This window comes from Thermococcus sp. MV11, assembly GCF_012027285.1.
Taxonomy (GTDB): domain Archaea; phylum Methanobacteriota_B; class Thermococci; order Thermococcales; family Thermococcaceae; genus Thermococcus; species Thermococcus cleftensis.
Map to the genome: position 1 here is coordinate 78,735 of NZ_SNUD01000003.1, position 16,966 is coordinate 95,700.

General features: G+C 56.7%; 19 protein-coding genes and 1 tRNA gene. 14 read left to right on the top strand and 6 right to left on the bottom strand.

Features of this window, described 5'->3' with window-relative positions:
* Positions 1 to 73 precede the first annotated feature (73 nt).
* Positions 74 to 910, bottom strand: coding sequence for a universal stress protein (locus E3E27_RS07955; protein ID WP_014789060.1), 837 nt, complete (start codon positions 908 to 910; stop codon positions 74 to 76).
* Between the two features lie 103 nt (positions 911 to 1,013).
* Between E3E27_RS07955 and gcvT the strand changes: the two genes are divergently transcribed.
* The 4 genes from gcvT (at position 1,014) to E3E27_RS07975 (ending at position 4,337) form a co-directional block, all read left to right on the top strand.
* Complete coding sequence (gcvT, locus tag E3E27_RS07960; protein WP_167774373.1) at positions 1,014 to 2,210, top strand: glycine cleavage system aminomethyltransferase GcvT; 1,197 nt, start codon at positions 1,014 to 1,016, stop codon at positions 2,208 to 2,210.
* Positions 2,211 to 2,280: 70 nt separating this feature from the next.
* On the top strand, positions 2,281 to 3,357 hold the full coding sequence (locus E3E27_RS07965) for an ATP-binding protein (RefSeq protein ID WP_167774159.1): 1,077 nt from the start codon (positions 2,281 to 2,283) through the stop codon (positions 3,355 to 3,357).
* A gap of 31 nt (positions 3,358 to 3,388) precedes the next feature.
* A complete protein-coding gene (locus E3E27_RS07970; protein ID WP_167774160.1) occupies positions 3,389 to 4,219 on the top strand; it encodes a DMT family transporter in 831 nt (276 codons plus the stop codon).
* A 40-nt stretch (positions 4,220 to 4,259) separates the two neighbouring features.
* A tRNA-Gly gene (locus tag E3E27_RS07975) sits at positions 4,260 to 4,337 on the top strand.
* 22 nt (positions 4,338 to 4,359) lie between these two features.
* On the opposite strand, the gene E3E27_RS07980 is transcribed toward E3E27_RS07975, so the two are convergent.
* Positions 4,360 to 4,959 carry a class I SAM-dependent methyltransferase gene (locus tag E3E27_RS07980; protein WP_167774161.1) on the bottom strand — a complete coding sequence of 200 codons (600 nt, stop codon included), beginning with the start codon at positions 4,957 to 4,959 and terminating at the stop codon, positions 4,360 to 4,362.
* A gap of 99 nt (positions 4,960 to 5,058) precedes the next feature.
* On the opposite strand from E3E27_RS07980, the gene E3E27_RS07985 reads away from it, so the two are divergent.
* The 10 genes from E3E27_RS07985 to E3E27_RS08025 all read left to right on the top strand — a co-directional run bounded on the left by E3E27_RS07985 (position 5,059) and on the right by E3E27_RS08025 (position 12,419).
* Positions 5,059 to 5,694 (top strand): hypothetical protein, encoded by a 636-nt coding sequence (locus E3E27_RS07985; RefSeq protein WP_167774374.1) that lies wholly within the window; start codon positions 5,059 to 5,061, stop codon positions 5,692 to 5,694.
* A gap of 228 nt (positions 5,695 to 5,922) precedes the next feature.
* Complete coding sequence (locus tag E3E27_RS07990; RefSeq protein WP_167774162.1) at positions 5,923 to 6,279, top strand: hypothetical protein; 357 nt, start codon at positions 5,923 to 5,925, stop codon at positions 6,277 to 6,279.
* 40 nt (positions 6,280 to 6,319) lie between these two features.
* The gene (locus E3E27_RS07995) at positions 6,320 to 6,928 is read left to right on the top strand and encodes a hypothetical protein (protein WP_167774163.1); all 609 of its coding nucleotides are present in this window, start codon (positions 6,320 to 6,322) and stop codon (positions 6,926 to 6,928) included.
* The gene (locus E3E27_RS08000) at positions 6,925 to 7,599 is read left to right on the top strand and encodes a hypothetical protein (RefSeq protein WP_240910701.1); all 675 of its coding nucleotides are present in this window, start codon (positions 6,925 to 6,927) and stop codon (positions 7,597 to 7,599) included. Before E3E27_RS07995 ends, E3E27_RS08000 begins: the two co-directional genes overlap by 4 nt.
* Positions 7,563 to 7,937 (top strand): hypothetical protein, encoded by a 375-nt coding sequence (locus E3E27_RS10740; RefSeq protein WP_240910702.1) that lies wholly within the window; start codon positions 7,563 to 7,565, stop codon positions 7,935 to 7,937. The genes E3E27_RS08000 and E3E27_RS10740 overlap by 37 nt, the downstream gene beginning before the upstream one ends.
* Complete coding sequence (locus E3E27_RS08005; RefSeq protein ID WP_167774164.1) at positions 7,934 to 8,968, top strand: hypothetical protein; 1,035 nt, start codon at positions 7,934 to 7,936, stop codon at positions 8,966 to 8,968. Before E3E27_RS10740 ends, E3E27_RS08005 begins: the two co-directional genes overlap by 4 nt.
* Positions 8,965 to 10,551 carry a PEGA domain-containing protein gene (locus tag E3E27_RS08010; RefSeq protein WP_167774165.1) on the top strand — a complete coding sequence of 529 codons (1,587 nt, stop codon included), beginning with the start codon at positions 8,965 to 8,967 and terminating at the stop codon, positions 10,549 to 10,551. Before E3E27_RS08005 ends, E3E27_RS08010 begins: the two co-directional genes overlap by 4 nt.
* Positions 10,552 to 10,555: 4 nt before the next feature.
* A complete protein-coding gene (locus E3E27_RS08015) occupies positions 10,556 to 11,326 on the top strand; it encodes an ABC transporter permease (RefSeq protein WP_167774166.1) in 771 nt (256 codons plus the stop codon).
* Positions 11,323 to 11,760: a hypothetical protein gene (locus E3E27_RS08020; RefSeq protein ID WP_167774167.1), complete on the top strand. Its 438-nt coding sequence runs from the start codon at positions 11,323 to 11,325 to the stop codon at positions 11,758 to 11,760. Before E3E27_RS08015 ends, E3E27_RS08020 begins: the two co-directional genes overlap by 4 nt.
* Positions 11,757 to 12,419, top strand: a complete 663-nt coding sequence (locus E3E27_RS08025; protein ID WP_167774168.1) for an ABC transporter ATP-binding protein — start codon at positions 11,757 to 11,759, stop codon at positions 12,417 to 12,419. The genes E3E27_RS08020 and E3E27_RS08025 overlap by 4 nt, the downstream gene beginning before the upstream one ends.
* A 26-nt stretch (positions 12,420 to 12,445) precedes the next feature.
* Here E3E27_RS08025 and E3E27_RS08030 read toward each other — a convergent pair whose 3' ends face one another.
* Genes E3E27_RS08030 through arcS form a run of 4 tightly spaced genes read right to left on the bottom strand, consistent with a single transcriptional unit; the run spans position 12,446 to position 16,961 of the window.
* The gene (locus E3E27_RS08030; protein WP_167774375.1) at positions 12,446 to 13,846 is read right to left on the bottom strand and encodes a DUF2079 domain-containing protein; all 1,401 of its coding nucleotides are present in this window, start codon (positions 13,844 to 13,846) and stop codon (positions 12,446 to 12,448) included.
* 35 nt (positions 13,847 to 13,881) lie between these two features.
* Positions 13,882 to 14,178, bottom strand: a complete 297-nt coding sequence (locus tag E3E27_RS08035; protein ID WP_167774169.1) for a DUF2103 domain-containing protein — start codon at positions 14,176 to 14,178, stop codon at positions 13,882 to 13,884.
* Positions 14,179 to 14,214: 36 nt separating this feature from the next.
* Positions 14,215 to 15,252 carry a hypothetical protein gene (locus tag E3E27_RS08040; RefSeq protein WP_167774170.1) on the bottom strand — a complete coding sequence of 346 codons (1,038 nt, stop codon included), beginning with the start codon at positions 15,250 to 15,252 and terminating at the stop codon, positions 14,215 to 14,217.
* Positions 15,253 to 15,254: 2 nt separating this feature from the next.
* A complete protein-coding gene (arcS, locus tag E3E27_RS08045; protein WP_167774171.1) occupies positions 15,255 to 16,961 on the bottom strand; it encodes an archaeosine synthase subunit alpha in 1,707 nt (568 codons plus the stop codon).
* Positions 16,962 to 16,966: the final 5 nt, after the last annotated feature.

Consider the following 16,966-nt stretch of genomic DNA (forward strand, 5'->3'; position numbering starts at 1 on the left):
ATCGGAGAAAAGAACGACCGATGATGGCAACAGGGTAGCTACCGAGTGATGAGGAAGCCGTTCCAGACTGAGGTCATTCGCATGGAACCAGTAGCACAGGAACTTTTGAGTCCCTTACGACTCTCTCTGCAGTGCTGCCGAGGAGCAGGTCCTTGATGAAGCTCCGTCCCTTCTTGCCGATGACTATGAGGGTCGAGTTCTTGGCGAGGGACGTCCCTATTATCGCCTGGCTCGCCGAGCCCACCATCACCTCGGTCTCAAACTTTGCTCTCAGACCCCTGGCGGACTTCTCCAGATTCTTCTTCGCCAGCTCTATGTTATGCTCCAGCTCCTCCATTCCCCCGTAGTCCACCGAATGGAGGAGCAAACCACTCTCAACGAGCTCCTCGAACTTCCTGACGGTCTTGAGAACCTTTATCGAACACTTGGAGAAGTCAATGGCAACGAGGGGACGCTTTAAGAGCTCTGAGCAGTCCACAGCCAGCTCAAAGGCATCGTTCTTCTTGACGTACTTGAGGAGCAGGACGGGCCTTCTGGTAGCCCTGGCCAGGTTGGAGGCCGTGCTTCCGACGAACATCGCCCGCCAGACGTTCTCACCCATGCTGGGTATGACGACCAGATCCACGCCCTTCTCATCAGCCGTCTCTGCTATCTCCACCGACGGAATCCCTATCCTCACGACGGGCTCAACGTTAAAGCCGTCCTTTCCTAGCTCCTCAGCGAGCTCCCCAAGTCTCTCACGGTACACTTCCTCGAGCTCAAAGGCTTCAAACTCGGCTATGGTTATGTCGATGACGTGAATCAGCACCAGCTCCCGGACGCCCAGGGAGAGGAGCTTTGGAAGGCAGTGCCTCAGCGCGTGGAGGGAAACGTCGGAAAAATCCGTGGGATACAAAACCCTCTCAAACATTTCCGAACACCCCAGCATTAATTTGAACGTTGATGCTTATTATAGTTGCCCATGAATTGGAAAGGATTATAACGCTCAGGCCCAAGTTTTAACGGTGATGGCTATGGTAAAGAGGGTTCACCTATTCGACTGGCATATGGAGAACGCCAAGAAGGTTGAGGAGTTCGCGGGCTGGGAGATGCCTATCTGGTATTCGAGCATAAAGGAGGAGCACCTCGCCGTTAGGAACGGCGTTGGCATATTCGACGTCTCGCACATGGGGGAGTTCATCTTCCGCGGTAAGGACGCCCTCGAGTTCCTCCAGTACGTCACGACCAACGACATAAGCAAGCCCCCCGCGATAAGCGGAACCTACACCCTCGTCCTCAACGAACGTGGAGCCGTGAAGGACGAGACCCTTGTCTTCAACATGGGAAACGACACATACATGATGGTCTGCGACAGCGACGCCTTCGAGAAGCTCGATGCCTGGTTCAACGCGATAAAGCGCGGAATCGAGAAGTTCGGTGAGCTGGACCTCGAGATCGAAAACAAAACCTACGACATAGTCATGTTCTCGATACAGGGGCCGAAGGCTAGGGATCTAGCGAAAGACCTCTTCGGCATCGACATCAACGAGCTCTGGTGGTTCCAGGCGAAGGAGGTCGAGCTCGACGGAATTAAGATGCTCCTCTCGAGGAGCGGCTACACCGGCGAGAACGGCTTTGAGATCTACTTCGAGGACGCCAACCCATACCACCCCAATCCAGAGAAGAGGGGCGAGCCCGAGAAGGCCTTCCACGTCTGGAAGACCATCCTTGAGGCGGGAGAGAAGTACGGGATAAAGCCCGCCGGACTTGGAGCAAGGGATACGCTCAGGCTTGAGGCCGGCTACACCCTCTACGGCAACGAGACCAAGGAGCTCCAGCTCCTCAGCACGGACATAGACGAAGTAACTCCCCTCCAAGCCAACCTCGACTTCGCCATCTTCTGGGACAAGGAGTTCATAGGGAAGGAGGCACTCCTCAAGCAGAGGGAGAGGGGCCTCGGCAGGAAGATGGTGCACTTCAAGATGGTCGAGAAGGGAATCCCGAGGGAGGGCTACAAAGTTCTCGCGAACGGCGAACTCATCGGCGAGGTCACCAGCGGAACCAGTTCCCCGCTCCTCGGCATCGGCATAGGAATAGCCTTCGTGAAGGAGGAGTACGCGAAGCCGGGCGTTGAGCTGGAGATAGAGATAAGGGGCAAGCCGAGGAAGGCGATAACGGTAGCTCCGCCCTTCTACGACCCCAAGAAGTACGGGGCCTTCAGGGAGGAGTGATTCCTCCCATTCTTTTCTCCAAAAACCTTTTAGGTAACGGTACCGTTACCTGGTAACGGGGGCATTACCTATGCTGTTTGACCCGAGACCAAAGAAAAGACGGGAGGAGCTGTTTGACAGGGAAGAGGAAATAAATGAGCTCGTGACGACCTTGGAACCCTTAACGCTCCTCCTGGGAATACGGCGCGTTGGGAAGAGCTCCCTTCTAAGGGTTGCACTCAACGAGCTCGAAAACGGGGTCTACATCGATGCCAGGAAGATGTACTTTGACTCCGGCGGCTGGATAACCTCGGAATCGCTCATCAGGGAGTTCGAGAGGGCCTTAAACTCCCTTAGAGGTGCCATCAAGGGCAGGGTCTTCGAGGTTCTCGGCCGCGTCAGGGGCGTCTCAATCTCTGGATTAAGGCTTGAGCTCGGCAGGGACGTTCGTCTTTCGGAGGTTCTCGAGGCACTTAACGAGGTCGGCGCGGTTGTAGGCATCGACGAGGCCCAGTACCTCAGGTTTTACGGTTCGAGGGGAGGCAGGGAGTTCCTGGCCCTTTTAGCCTACTCCTACGACAACCTCGATAACCTGAGGTTTATACTCACCGGCTCCGAGGTGGGCCTGCTCCACGATTTCCTGGGCACGGACGACTACGAGAGCCCCCTCTACGGGAGGGCCCACAGGGAGGTCGTTCTCAAACCGTTCCCGCGGGAGCTTTCCATCGGGTTCCTCCGCAGGGGTTTCTCGGAGATGAACGTTGATGTTTCGAGCGAGGTCATCGAGGAAGCCGTTGATGTGCTCGATGGCGTGCCCGGGTGGCTGGTCGAGTTCGGAAGGAGGTATGCAGAAACTCGGGACCTTAAGGGCTCGCTTGATTACGTGTTCAACCGTGCCAGGGGCTTCCTCAGGGGCGAGCTGGAGGAACTCAGGAGGAGAAGCCCCCGCTACGTCCTGATCCTCGAGGCCATAGCCAGGGGACACAACAGGTGGGAGCTGATAAGGGACTACCTCTCCTCCCGGGGACAGAGGGTTCCGAATTCGCGTTTAGCCGGCCTCCTCAGGAACCTGGAGAAGATGAGCTGGATCGAAGAGGACTTCAGCTCAGGGGTGAAGCGGTACAGGATAACGGATCCGGTAATCGAGCGCGTTCTGGTGGAGCGATAGCCTTTTATCCCCCTCCGCCCCTCCCAACACCATGTCAAGGAAACACGCCGTCGGTGCGGTGCTGTTGTGGTCAACGGTCGCTTCCGCCTTCAAGCTCTCCCTCCACTACATGAGTCCCCTTCATCTTCTCCTCTACGCCTCGCTGACCTCTCTCCTTATTTTCGGGCTTCTCTATGCGAGGGACTTCAGCCCAAGGAGGGATAACCTCCGCTCGGCCTACCTGGGCCTCGTAAACCCTCTCCTCTACTACACCGTGCTCTTCTCTGCCTACGACAGGCTTCCAGCTCAGGAGGCACAGGCTTTAAACTACACCTGGCCCCTGATGCTCGTGCTCCTCTCAATCCCGCTCCTCGGAAAGAAACCGGGTGCCAGAACCATGGCCGGTCTCTTCCTCGGATTCCTCGGTGCCCTCGTCGTGGCAACGAAAGGTGACCTGGGGGGACTAAACTTCACCGACCCGGCAGGCGTTGCCCTCGGCATTGGAAGTGCCGTTATCTGGGCGAGCTACTGGCTCCTCAACCTTCGCGACGAAAGGCCGCCCGTGGAGAAGATGTTCTGGAACTTCCTCTTCGGCTTCGCATACGTTTCAATCGTTGCGGTCGCGACCGGCAACCTCACGGTACCACCCGTGGAAGGCCTCGCGGGGGCGGTTTACGTCGGCCTGTTCGAGATGGGAGTTACGTTCCTCCTCTGGTACCGGGCGGTGGAGGGGGACATGGCCTTTGCCTCCAACCTGGCCTACCTCGTGCCCTTCCTGAGCCTGTTCCTCATTTCCATCGTCGTGGGGGAGAGCATAGCGCCGGCAACCGTGGCGGGACTGGCGATGATAGTTGGGGGCATAGTCCTCGGGCGGGAACGATAAAGCTTTTAAATGGAGAACGGCTTAATTATAGCGGGCCAGGGCGGTGGTAGTCTAGCCTGGTCCAGGACACCGGCCTCCCAAGCCGGTAACCCGGGTTCAAATCCCGGCCACCGCACCACATTTTTCTCGCGCTCATTCCCTCACCCCTTCCTGCCCACAATGAGCCGGACTATTCCCCGGTAGTGGCTCTCCTCGTGCTCGATTTCGAAGTAGTTTCTGGCCAGAAGGTGCGTTTCCCTCAGCGTGTTGTCCTCCAGCAAGAGACCAAGGAGAACGTCGAGGGGTTTGAGAAACAGCCAGTTCAGAAGCCTGCAGTCGCTCCTCGTGTGCTCAAGCAGGATTACCCTCCCGCCGGGTTTAAGGACGCGGTGTATTTCTGCCATGACCCTCTCCGGGTCCGGGACGGTGCAGAAGACGAAGGCGGAAACGACGGTGTCGAAGCTCTCGCTGGGAAACTCCAGCTTCTCGGCGTCCATCACGTAGAATCTGGCGTTCAAACCAATTTCCTCGGCCCTCTCCTTCGCCACCTCCACCATCTCGGGGACGGCATCTATCGCGTGCAGCTCGATGTCCCGTGGGTAATGGGGGAGCATGAAGCCGGTGCCGACGCCGACCTCGAGCACCCTGCCGGCGACGTAGCCGGCCGCCTTCCTCCTCAGCGGGTCAAAGAACCTCTCCAGCGGGCCGTCTATCCTCTCGTACCTCTCGCCGAGCTTCGCGTACTTCTCCCGAAAGCCCATGGTTGCAACTCGTCCTTCCCCGTTAAAACCCTTGCTGGGCAGGATTGGGGAGTCGGCAGGCTTTTAAGACCAAAGGGCAAAGCGGGCGTGGTGATGCTCATGCCGTACCTGCTCATAGAACACCTGGAGGAACTGCGCGACTGGGTCCTGCTCGAGTACAGGCACACGAGCGAGTGGTGGGGGGAGAGGCTGATATTCACCAACGTAGAACCTCATGAAAGGGAAGAACTCGCGAAGCTGGGAAGCGTTTTGAGCCAGAGCGTCACAGAGTTCCCCTTCGACCGCTCGAAGCTGATAATCCTCGACCCCTTCGCGGAGGAGGAGCTGAAGCCAGAGGACATCGAGGAGGACACGATAATAGTCGTCGGCGGAATCCTTGGCGACTTCGAGTTCACGGGAAAAACCAAGAAGTTCATAACCGAGAAGATTGAAGGAGCAAAGGCCAGGCACATCGGGAGCGTGCAGTTCTCCATAGACGGCTCGGCGATAGTGGCGAAGCTCATCGCGGAAGGGAAGAGGCTGGGGGAGATTGAGTACGAGCTTAACCCCACGATAAAGCTGGACGAGTTCAGCGAGATAACGCTCCACTACGCGGTGCCGAAGCTGAACGGAAAACTCCTTCTCACCCCCGGACTCATAGAACTCCAGAAGAGGGAGCTGGGCTACACGGAAACGGACGACGGGATAAGCGACGAGGAGCTTGAGGCGTTCTTCGAGGGGAAGGGAGAGATTTAGAACCGCATCCCACTTTTAACCTTTTTGGGTTCGTTGAGGGTTCGCCCCAAGTCCTTCTCGGGAATCAGGCACGTTGATTACTTGGCCCCAGATTCGCCACCATACAACAGATGATGGCTGTTTTTGGATTCACTGAATCGGGTGCGTTAAACACAACCTTAAAACGTAAGACTTATAAGGGACGTCCCAGTACTACAATCGCATCGCACGCATGGAGGGTGCACGCGCGTGGGGATTCCAAGGTCGATCGTTTTTTCGCTGGTAGTCCTATCGGTGACCCTACCCCCAGTTCACGCCCTCCCCAACTGGTTCCAAGAGGGGACTTACGTTAAATACGCCCTACTATCACCCGGAGACGGAGACGAAAGGAAGGTCAACATCTTTGAGGTTTACCTATCCCAAATACCAAATCAATCCCGGGATTTAATTTTAAAACGTCTAAATGGTACAGGTGCAGATGAGCTTGTATCCTTGGTGGTTCGGGGGAACGTGTTTTTGACGTTCAGGATATTGAATGTACAAAATGAGACTGCGCTGGTAAACACCACCCTCGAACTTAACTTACAACAGATATTATTTAGATAAAATTGTTATGTCCACAATCCTCACTCTGGATCTTAGACGCATGGAATACATAGATGACAACGGCTCAGTACTCGGGAGACCAACTTTTCTTGTCTTCCCAGAGAATCTGCCCCCCAAAGGAAGTCTACTGGTAAATATGAGTCGTGTCGGGAAATTAGGTGCTGCAACCCAGGACATTCTTGTGGACAATGTATCCTATTCTTTGTGGGAGCATACAAAGTTAAACACATATTATCGCACTTTCGAACCCCCATATATCCACATATCCAGCTCACAGGTTCCTTTCTACTGGAAACTCAGTGATGGTTATTACTCGGCCACAATTTGGAACAACTACATCTATGACTTTGATACAGGAGTTTTGATAACAGGATTTTTTGATGTGACTCCAGAGTTGCTGGCCCTCGGAGTAATAAACGGCGACAGTTATGATTATTCAGCCGCCGAAAGGAATGAGAGGCTTAAGGACAGGGGCGAAACCCCCCATGAGCTCTGGAATCCCGGCTTTAACCTCTACGACACCAACGTCAGGTTTCCAAAAACGTCATCAAGTGAGGTTCCTGACACAAAGATGAAATACCTCTTCTCGGTTTCTCTGTTACTTCTACTTCTCAGCGCCCTCCTGAACTGGAGGTGGAGGGGAGAATGAGGAAAACCATCGCCGCTGTCCTGGCACTTCTGACACTTTCAGCGGCCGCAGCGCCAGTTTACTCACTTCCATACTGGTTCCAGAAGGGGGTGTATATCAAATACGCCCTTATGGTGCCCGAAAATCCTAACGGACAGGAATGGAACGCGTTCCAGGTGTGGCCGGAACTTCTACCGGAGGATGCCTACGAGAACATATCCGCCGTGGAGGAAGTCGATAACAACTCCTTCATGACCCTGGTGGCGGAAGGAAACGTCTTCTTAACCTTTGAGATCGTTGACGTTTCCAATGACAGCGCCTCAATCAGGGTTACTTTGGAGCTTAACAACGCGCTGGCCAATTTTCAGAAACCCCTCGGTAAACTGGTTCTCTCAAGAACGATCCTCCTTAACCTGACCGACATGATGTACCACCACAACGGCAGAGTTCTTGGAAGGCCCACGTTTTTCGTGGACCCCTCCAGATTACCAAAGAAGGGGGACCTGCTCGTCCGTTCGAGCATCCTAAGGGAGTTCAACTTCACCACCTCCGATCTGGTGGTGAACAACGTCTCGTTCACCTGGATGGACAAAAAATCCTCCACACGTACTACGGGGACTTTAACCCGCCCTACGTCCTTATCGAGAGCAACGCGGTGCCGCTGGTCTGGTCAAGGGGTGGCGGCATCATAAAGGCCTCACTAATCTCGGGAGGGGTATACGACTTTGACACTGGCATAATGCTGACCACCAGGCTCATGAAAACCTCGCCCGAACTCCTGTCCCTTGGGGTGATACTGGGAAACAGCTACGATTACCTGGCCGGTGAAAAAATGTCAAAACTCTTCAACGAGGGCAGGGCGAATAAAGAATGGTGGCAACCCGGCTTTAACCTTTACGATACTAACATCAAATTCCCTGAAACATCGTCGTCGAAAGCTCCCAACACGGGAATGAAGTACTTCTTCGCGGCTTCACTTGCACTCCTAGTCCTCACAGCCTTCCTTAACCGGAGGTGGAGAAGGGAATGAGGAAAACTTCCATTATTGTCCTGGCACTCCTGACACTCTCAGCAACCACACACCCCATTTACTCACTCCCATACTGGTTCCAGGAAGGAACCTACGTCAAATACGCTGTAAAAATGCCGGAAAACCCGGATAAGCGCGAAGTGAACGTGTTCCCCGTATGGCCGTTGCTCCTCTCCAAGAATGCGTACGTCAAAATAAAAGAGGCATACGAGGGGGCTTCAGGCCAGGTTAAAATGGATAACAACTCCATAGTGCCCCTGCTGGTGCGGGGCGACTCGTACCTGACTTTTGAATTTTTCAACGTTACCAACGAAACTGCTTCCGTCAGAGTTACCCTGGAAATGAACGACGTGAGCGTGGGACCGGAAGAGAGCTTACCGCGCCTGGTTCTTTCGAAAGTTCTCCTTCTTAACCTGAGTGACATGACCTACTACGAGGAAGATGGTACCCCCATCGGGCCACCCACCTTCTTCATAGACCCCGCCCACCCGCCGGGGAAAGGAAAACACGTTCTTTCACCGGAATTCATGAGGAAATACCGCCTGCTGGGGGACGAGGTTGTCGTGACGAACGTTTCATTCACCTGGATGGACGACAAAGTCCTCCACACGCATTACAGGGATTTCCTGCCCCCCTATCTCTACGTTGAGGCGAGAAGCCGCTACCTGGTTTACGACCTGAGCACAGGGGAAGAGGTGGGAACTATAACCCAGCTGGTATACGACATCGATACGGGAATTTTGATAACGACGCTGTTCTGCGACGCCACCCCTGAACTCGTCAGCCTTGGCGTCATCGATTCATCACCCCTGGATCGGGTGAACTCGCGGAAGCTGGAGAGGCTCATCGATGAGGGCGGGGACGATAAGGAGTGGTATGCTCAAGGGTTCAACCTCTACGACACCAACGTCAAGCTCCCGGACTACGGGAGCGGGCGCTCGCCTTCGACCCCAGTCAGGTACTTCTTCGTCATCTCGCTCGTCGTTCTCGCCATGACAGCTCTGTGGACGGAAAGGAGGTGGAAGCGGTGAGGTGGAAGCTCATTTTTCTGGCGTTTTTGATGGCCGGTCTGCTCGTTCCTCCGGCATATTCGGCCGGAGAAAGCACGATGGAGAGGCCCGGCTACCTGTTCGTCGAGGCACCTGGAAACGTGGCCGAGATAGAGGGGGTGGGCTCTTACACCACTCCCGTGGGCCTGGTGCTCAAGCCGGGGAACTACACAGTCAGGATAACCGGAAACGTAACCGTAACCGCCAGGGTTTCGGTGAATGCTGGGGAAGCCACAATCCTCCGCGTGAATCCCGACGAGATTGCGGAGGCGGTTTCAGGGGAGGGGATCGTGTCGATATGGGCAATCTTCAACGAGAGCGCCAACTACAGCCGGGAGAAGCTCAACCCTCCCTTCAATCCGTTTGCGTTCCCCGGTGGGTGTGGAAGCAACTCCGGGTATCTCAACGTATCGAATCCCTACCCAATGGGCCTCGCAGTGCGGGGAAGGGACGAGGTGTACATAACCCTCAATGGAACCTTCATGCACATTGGAGACGATGACGGGAAACCCTGCATTTTCTACGTCGAAGTGTATCCAGGGGCCACTCACTCGGAAAGCGTCAGAAACGCCACCTACCTCGTCCCCTGGGCGCGGCTGGAGATAGACTCCGTGCCCCAGGGTTTGACGTTCTACATCAACGGCGGCTACAACCGCTACATCTTCTACACCCCCATGGGCCTCTACGTTCCGGCCATTCCCCGCGACGTTTACAACGCCACCGCCGTCAGCTACTACGGGACGGTACGGATACCGGTGATCCATAAGCTCGACACCCACACGGTGGGAATAGCGGAGAACCACTACTTGGTCCAGTGCCTCGTCAGGGTGGCCCCCAACGGGACGTACCACATCAGCGTGGACATGGAAAAGGTGAAGTCCTCGCTGACGGTGGAGAGGAGGGCTGTGAGAGCGGTTCCCCTTAAGGTCGATTCCGAGCCGGGCAACGCTTCCCTCGTGGTCACCGACGGGGTACTGAGGGCCTTCGCCACAACGCCCGCGACGCTCTTTCTTCCTCCCGGGAACTACACCGTCGTAGCCTCTAAGGGCAACCTCTCGGCTAAAGAATCCGTGTTTCTGGCAGAGAGTGCGAGTGTTTTCCTGAGGCTCTCCCCGGCCAGCGCGGCCCTAACTGTGGTAACCTATCCGGAAAACGCGACGGTGCTCCTTAACGGCGAGGAGGTCAAATCCAAAAACCTAACGCTCAGCCCCGGGCGCTACAACATCACAGTGAAGGCTCCCGGCTATCTCACGAAGAGCATAGAGGTAATCCTGGCCCCGAACGAGTCGAAGAGGATCGAGGTGAGCCTGGAAAAGAAGCCCGCGGTGGAGGATAGGGAAATCGTCACCTCGCCGCCCTCTGGCGGAGCAGACGACACCAGGGCCGGGGAAAAGTCGCAGACCCGCGAAAACAGTGTTCCTGAGAACACTCCTGTCCCCTCAGCGCCGCCCACCGATGACGTCCCTGGCCCGCCGGGAAGGGACAACGGCTCCCTGTGGGTCAAGGCGGGTATCCTTGCCGGGGTCGTGGGTGCGGTCTACCTGGCCCTGAGGCTGAGGAGGTGAGGCAATGAGGGCCCAGATAAGGTGGGAGCTTGAGGATCCCTACAACCTGCTCGTCTTCATCTTCGGCTTCGTCATGCTCGGCATCACCTTCTTTTCCGGCCTGACGAGCAACGATACCGTGTTTATGATAGCCGGGCCGGATAGCGTAATAGTTTCCGAGTCCGCCAAGACCCTGGGACTGATACTCCCAAGGCTGGGAACCGAGGAGTACACGATATTCGCGCTCACCGGGGCCCTGCTGGTCTCCCTGATGCTCAGGTACGACAGGGACACTAGGGTTGCCAAGAGCATCTACAGCCTGCCCGTCAGAAACCATTCGGTGGTCCTTTCAAAGGCGCTCTCCGCGATGGTGCTGCTCTTCCTTGCCTCAATCCTGCCGGCATTTTTGGCCTTCATCTACATTCACGGGGACGTCCCTGAGCTGATGAGAAGGGCGCTCTTCGGGGAGGGCTTCTTAGCGGGCTACCTCCTCTACTGGGCCATGATGGTGCTCTACGTGGTGTCCCTCTCGGCCCTGGTGGCGATGCTCTCTCCCAACACCTTCGCCGCCCTCCTCGGAAGCATAACGCTCCTCTACGCCCCCCTCGTGCTCAAGCTGAGGAGCCTTCCCCCGAGGGTCATCGACGATGCGTTCTTCAAAGCCTACACGACCCAGTTCTACCCCTCCGACAGGGTGGCGGCGTTCCTCGACGGTTCCTTCTACGTGGGGCTTCTTCTACCGGCGGTGATGCTCGGCGTGGCCCTCATACTCAGCGAGTGGAGGGACGTCTCATGAGGCTCCTGAAGGCGGTACTGCTGTCGATAGTCATAATGACAATCCTCGTGTTCCCGATAGAAAAGAACGCCCTGACCCAGCCGATTTCCGAGGTCGTCCTCGTGGGGCAGGGAATGGTTGTGCCGTCAGCGGGAATGGCAGTGCTCAGTGCCAGCGCCGACGAGGGAACCGGCTATACCGTCAGGGTCTTCGACCCCGAAAGCGGAAGGGCGATCCTCGAAAGGAACGTGACGGGCAGTTTCCGCGGCAGGGCGATGCTGGAGCACTCGGGGCCCTACTATTTCGCGGTGGGGTCGATGACGCCGGTTACCCTGGCGGTCAGGGTGATCAACAGGCACCCCTCGGTAACCGTTCTCAACATCAGGTACGGCCTGGGAGGTGTGAGCGCCCTCCTTCTCGCGGCCGTCCTGCTCGTGGAGGGGAGGAGAAGATGATAACCGCGAAGAACCTCACCAAGCGGTTCGGCAGGCTGGTGGCCCTGGATTCGATAAACCTCGAAATCGACGGGGGACTGACGCTGATACTCGGCCCCAACGGTGGCGGAAAGAGCACCTTCCTGAACCTCTGCGCCGGCCTGTACAGGCCGAGCAAAGGGGAAATCAGGGTCCTGGGCGAGAAGCCCTGGAGCAACGACGGGCTGAGGAAAAGGATAGGCGTCTCCTTCGACCCGCCGGCCCTTCCAAAGCACAGGACGGCCAGGGAATGGCTCACCTACATCGCCGAGGTCAAGGGGCTGGACGGAGAAGAAGTAATCAAAGCCGCGGAGCTATTCTCGGCCGAGAAGTACCTGAACAGAAAGATGGGGGAGTACTCGGCGGGCATGCTCAAGAGGATCAGCCTGGCCCAGGCGTTCCTCGGAAAGCCGGAGCTGGTGCTCCTTGATGAGCCCCTGGCGAACCTGGATCTGGAGGGGATAAAGGAAGTCGCAGGGGTTATAGGAGAGCTGGCCCAAAAGGGGACCAACATGGTCGTGGTTTCCCACATCTGGCGCCCCCTCGTTGAGTTCGCGGACAGAATCGTTGTGATAGCCGCGGGGAGGGTGGTGCTGACGGGAACCCCTGAGGAGGTGGTGCCCGAGATCGAGGAGATATGACATTTGCTTTTTCCAGGCCCCCTATTTTAGGACCCTGTGGGCACCAGCCCAAAAACCGAGACGTTCAACCCCTCCCTGACGTACAGCATCACGCCGTCCCGGGAGTAGACGGGACGGTACTTCCCCCCCACCATCTTTTGAAGCCTCTCAAGGTAGAGCCTGCCGCGGTAGGTTTTCACGTTCACGAGAACCGCGTCCGGCTCCACCCCGGCGGGGTAAACGTAAACGTCGGGCTTAACGGCCAGGGCGGGGTAAAAGGCCGGCTGGGTGTAGACGGAAAGGTTGCTCCCCAGGAGGAACTCGATGACCGGTTCCACCGCCTTTCGGCCGGGTATGGGTTCGAGAACCGAGGGGTAGACGAGGGGGAGCGGTTTCTCCGGCTGATTCAGCTCGACCGGCATCGTCGCCAGGGAAACCAGAAGGCCAACACTCAGGAGAACGGGAAGGATCCTCCTGAGGTCGAGCTCCCTGAGCGCGAAGACCGCACCGATGAAGGAAAGGGGGAGAACCATGTAGGGGTAGTGGAAGCCGAAAGTCGTTTGGCTGGGCCTCGATGCCAGGAGGTTTTCAAGCCAGGGGAGGGTAAGAAGAAGGGCGTTCCTGGGTCTGAAGAGCGGCAGGAGGCCCAGGCTCAGGTTGAAAAAGAGGAAGTAGAGGAGCTTCTGCCTATCCAGCCGGGGTTCGGTGTAGAGGCTCCCGTACAGGTAGCCGCCCCCAAGGGCCGGGATCACCAGCTTTATGACCACCGCACCGTACAGCAGGGGGAGGGCCGCCAGAAGAAGCAGAGGACGGTTTTTCCTTGCGCTTTTGAGGGAGATTTCATCTCCGAAGGCCCACCATAGGGAGAGGGAGAGAACACCGAGAAAGGCGTCCTCCTTGATGGTCAGTATGAGCCCGGAAACGAGGAAGAATGCCCGTTCCCTGCGATCGACCAGAAAAATCGCCGAGAGGATAAAGAGGGGGACGGCGAAGGAGACGGGGTGGAACTCGAAGAGGTTTATGCCAACGAGGGAGGAGTTGAAGGCGTAGAGAACCGTCGCCGCCAGCGCTTCCAGAGGGGACAGGAGCTTCCTAGCGAGGACGTATGCCAGAAACACGGAGAAACCCAGGGCAGCAGTCTGGAGGACGAGCAGTGTTTTTGGGGACGGAAATACCGCGAATATCGGGACCAGGAGATAGAGAAACGGTTGGAAGTGAACGGCGAGATGATTTGGCGTACCGTAGAGCTGCCATTCAACGGTGTTGAACAGGGGCCTGCCGTGGAGGAAGCCGGCCAGTGACTGGGTGAAGATCCCAAGGTCAAGGCTGGTGTAGCGAAAGCACTCGAACTTAACGAGGCTGAAATGCATCAAAAGGGCCGAATAGGCAAGTGCAATGAAGACCGCAGTAACATCGTAATGACATAACCTAGTTTTAGTTCTCCCCATAACTATCAACGATAGTTACAGGCCGAGGTTTAAAACTATTTCGTCCACTCGTCGGAGAGGCGCTCTATCTCACTCCTGACTCTATCCCTCTCCGCCCTGTCCACGACAAGAAAAACCTCCTGAACGCTTCCATTGCTCTTGGCGACGAGCTTCAGCCCGGTCTGCGTTTTCCGCGTCACCTTAATCTCGAAGCCCCTGGAGTCGCTCGCGTAAATCCTCCCGGGGATAACCTTTTTGACCCCGGGTATCGCGGCTATCCTCTCAAGGGGTTTCTCAAGTCCCTTGAGAAAGTGGTGCTCCCTCTTGACACCCCGCTTGAAGTGCCTCGGCATGGTCAAAGAAGGGAAGCGCGGCTTTTTAGCGTTTTCTCACCGCCGGACCATGAAGAACCAGGTGAAGCCTATCAGAGCAAGCAGAACGACCGCCGCCCAGAACTCGAGGGCGTAGGTCCTCGGCACCTCGCACCGGCTGAACGTCACGTTATCGGCCCCCACAGCAAACCTGCTCCCCCACGCCTCCCCGAGTGGGAATACCTTTAGGCTTCCATCGTAGTATAGGAGAGAAACTTCCGAAATCCCCCGAACAGGGACGCTCTCGTTTCCAAAGACCAGCAGTTCACCCGTGGAGTTGGTATCCGGCGCGAAGTAGTGCGTAACGTCCGGTGGAACAAGGAGGAGCGCGTTCTCAAGTTCGTACGCCCTGAGATGACCCGCTTCCCTGTCGTCCCACAGATGCTCGGCAACAGCCTGGAGGGATAGCTCCACACCCTTCTCCGGGATTTTAAGCCTTCCGTTGTCCACCTTAACATTCAACGGTTTCGGCGGCTTCTCGGGTTCGTCCCCCTCCAGTTCAACACCCCATGGCCCTTTGACTACCGTTACCCCCTTGAAGTAGGTACCGCTCTCGGTTTCCCTCAGATCGAGGATTCCGGCGGTGGCGTTTCTGGCGACGTTGATGGCAAGGAGCTCGTTCTCCGAGACCTGGACCACCAGGTATGGCACGGCCACGGCGAAGTTGGGCGAACCTTCCAGGCCCGTCTTCACCGATGTGACCCTCTCGAAGCAGTCCTCACCCATTCTATAGACATCTACCCTCCCTTCGTCCGGGACAAACACATAGTATAATCCCCGGTACCAGTAAACGACCGGCGTGTCCCAGGATCCACCGATGAAATACGCCCCTGTCGAGTTCACGTAGAAGTTGTAGTAAAAGTAGCCCGTGGGCACAAGCATGTCACTCATTGAGGTTGAGTAGGGGACGTAGACGAGCGAGAGGACGGCGGAGTCACCGTACACAGCCAAGACGTGAAAGTCAAAGCTCTCAGCCCCAAGGTAGTCGGCACATGCACCGGGAAGAAGGGAAAGGAGAACCACGAGAAGGAGAGAAAGGTACAGAGTTCTCCTCATGGTCAGGCCCTCTTCCTGACCTTTACAGCCACGCCCTTCTTCGCCCTAACCATCTCCTCTCCGCTCAGGACAGCCTTTCCGACGCCGACAACTTTTCCGTCCCTGACGACGCCGACGATGTCGTCCGGTCTTATTGCCGGGTCCGCCTCATCAACTCCCACCGCGAAGACGTCGCCGCGGAGCTCGAAGTCCACATTCACCCAGTATGCCTTGAGCGAATCGTAGATCCTCTGCATTCCGAAGGGGGTGACGCTTATCACGCCGTCCCTGAAAGTGCCGGTCTGCTGGCCGTCAACGAAGAGACGGAGCATCTTGGAGCCCTTCACCTGCCCGTTCTCCGGGAGAACGGCTTCCCCGGCTCCAGCACCGAAGTAGAAGTCGAAGACCTTCCTTATGTTTTCAAAGTAGCGGTAGGTCCTGTCCTCCTTGGTTCCCTCAAGCTCGAACTCCCTCAGCGTCTCGGTGAGGGCTTTAAGGCTCTCCCTGCTCGTCGTGCCGTTCTCAACGCGGGTGAAGGTTATCTCCCTCCCGCTCAGCTCACCGGCGAGCTTGGCTATCTCGACGTAGGCTTCGTCGAGGTGAGCTATTATCGGAACGTCCCTCGGGTACTTCTCCAGTGTCTTCGCGAGGAGCTCGGCCGCTGGCTTAATCTCCTCCTCGTTCCAGTGGCCGGTGACGACTATGTCGTACTTAGCTAACCACTCCCACTCCCTCGGGACAACGCCAAAGGGCGAGGTGAGGATAAGCTCGTGAATCCTGCTTATTCCAGAGCCGAGGGCCTCCTTCACAGCTTTGTGGTAGAGGGTGTGTGAGCGCGAGAATGAATAGGGCTTTTTGGCCGAGCAGGGAAAGAGGAGCACAAGCTCGGTGTTCTTCGGTGGGACGAAGCGCTCGACAACGCGCTCGTGCCAGCGCTTTACCTCGGGCCTCCTTATCGAGGCGTCGCTCATGAAGTAGACCGTCTCCCTCTGGATTGGGGTGTACTTCTCAAGGTAATCCCCGTGCTCCAGGTCGGCTATCCTCAGAATCCCCGCGTGGTACTGGGTGTTGAAGAAGTTCTCGACGAGGTAGCGGAGCTTGCCCTCTTCAATGGCCCTCCTGACGAGCAATATGGTTTCCCTAGCGAAGTCGAGGGAGTTTGGTTCCCTGTCCCAGAGGAACGGGCTAAACTGGGTGAAGCCCTTACCCTCGAAGTCGTAGAGCTTGAGCGAGCGCGTCTCGAAGGCATCGACGCCGAGGTAAACTGCCAAGGGGTAGAAAAATGGCTCTAAATCGGCGATTATCATAACGTTGGGGAACCTCTCGCGGAGTTCCCTAAGGATTCTCACGAAGTAACGATACTCCTTGACGAGTATCTTGGTGTTGCCAAGATAGACGGCCTCAAAGCCATAGCGTTCGATTATCTTGAAGAACTCGGGAAGGTACTCCGTCCTCCTGAGTGCTGGCAGGTAGAAGGCGTTGAAGCCCTCGTAGTTTACGCTCCAGAGCCTTCCAATGGCTTTTTCAATGACCTCTGCGGGGGTGTAGAAGCCGAGCGGAATGGCCGGGGCTAAGTTGAAGTCGTAGTCGCCCGGTTCCTTGGGGTGGAAGAAGGAGTTGAAGGGGGAGAGGGTGAAGTCTACCCCAGCCAAGGCTGGGGTTCTGAAGGAGTGCTCTCCCAGCCTAACCAGACCCAGCCTTCCGGGCCCCTCGTGCCTGATTACCTCCATAGCCA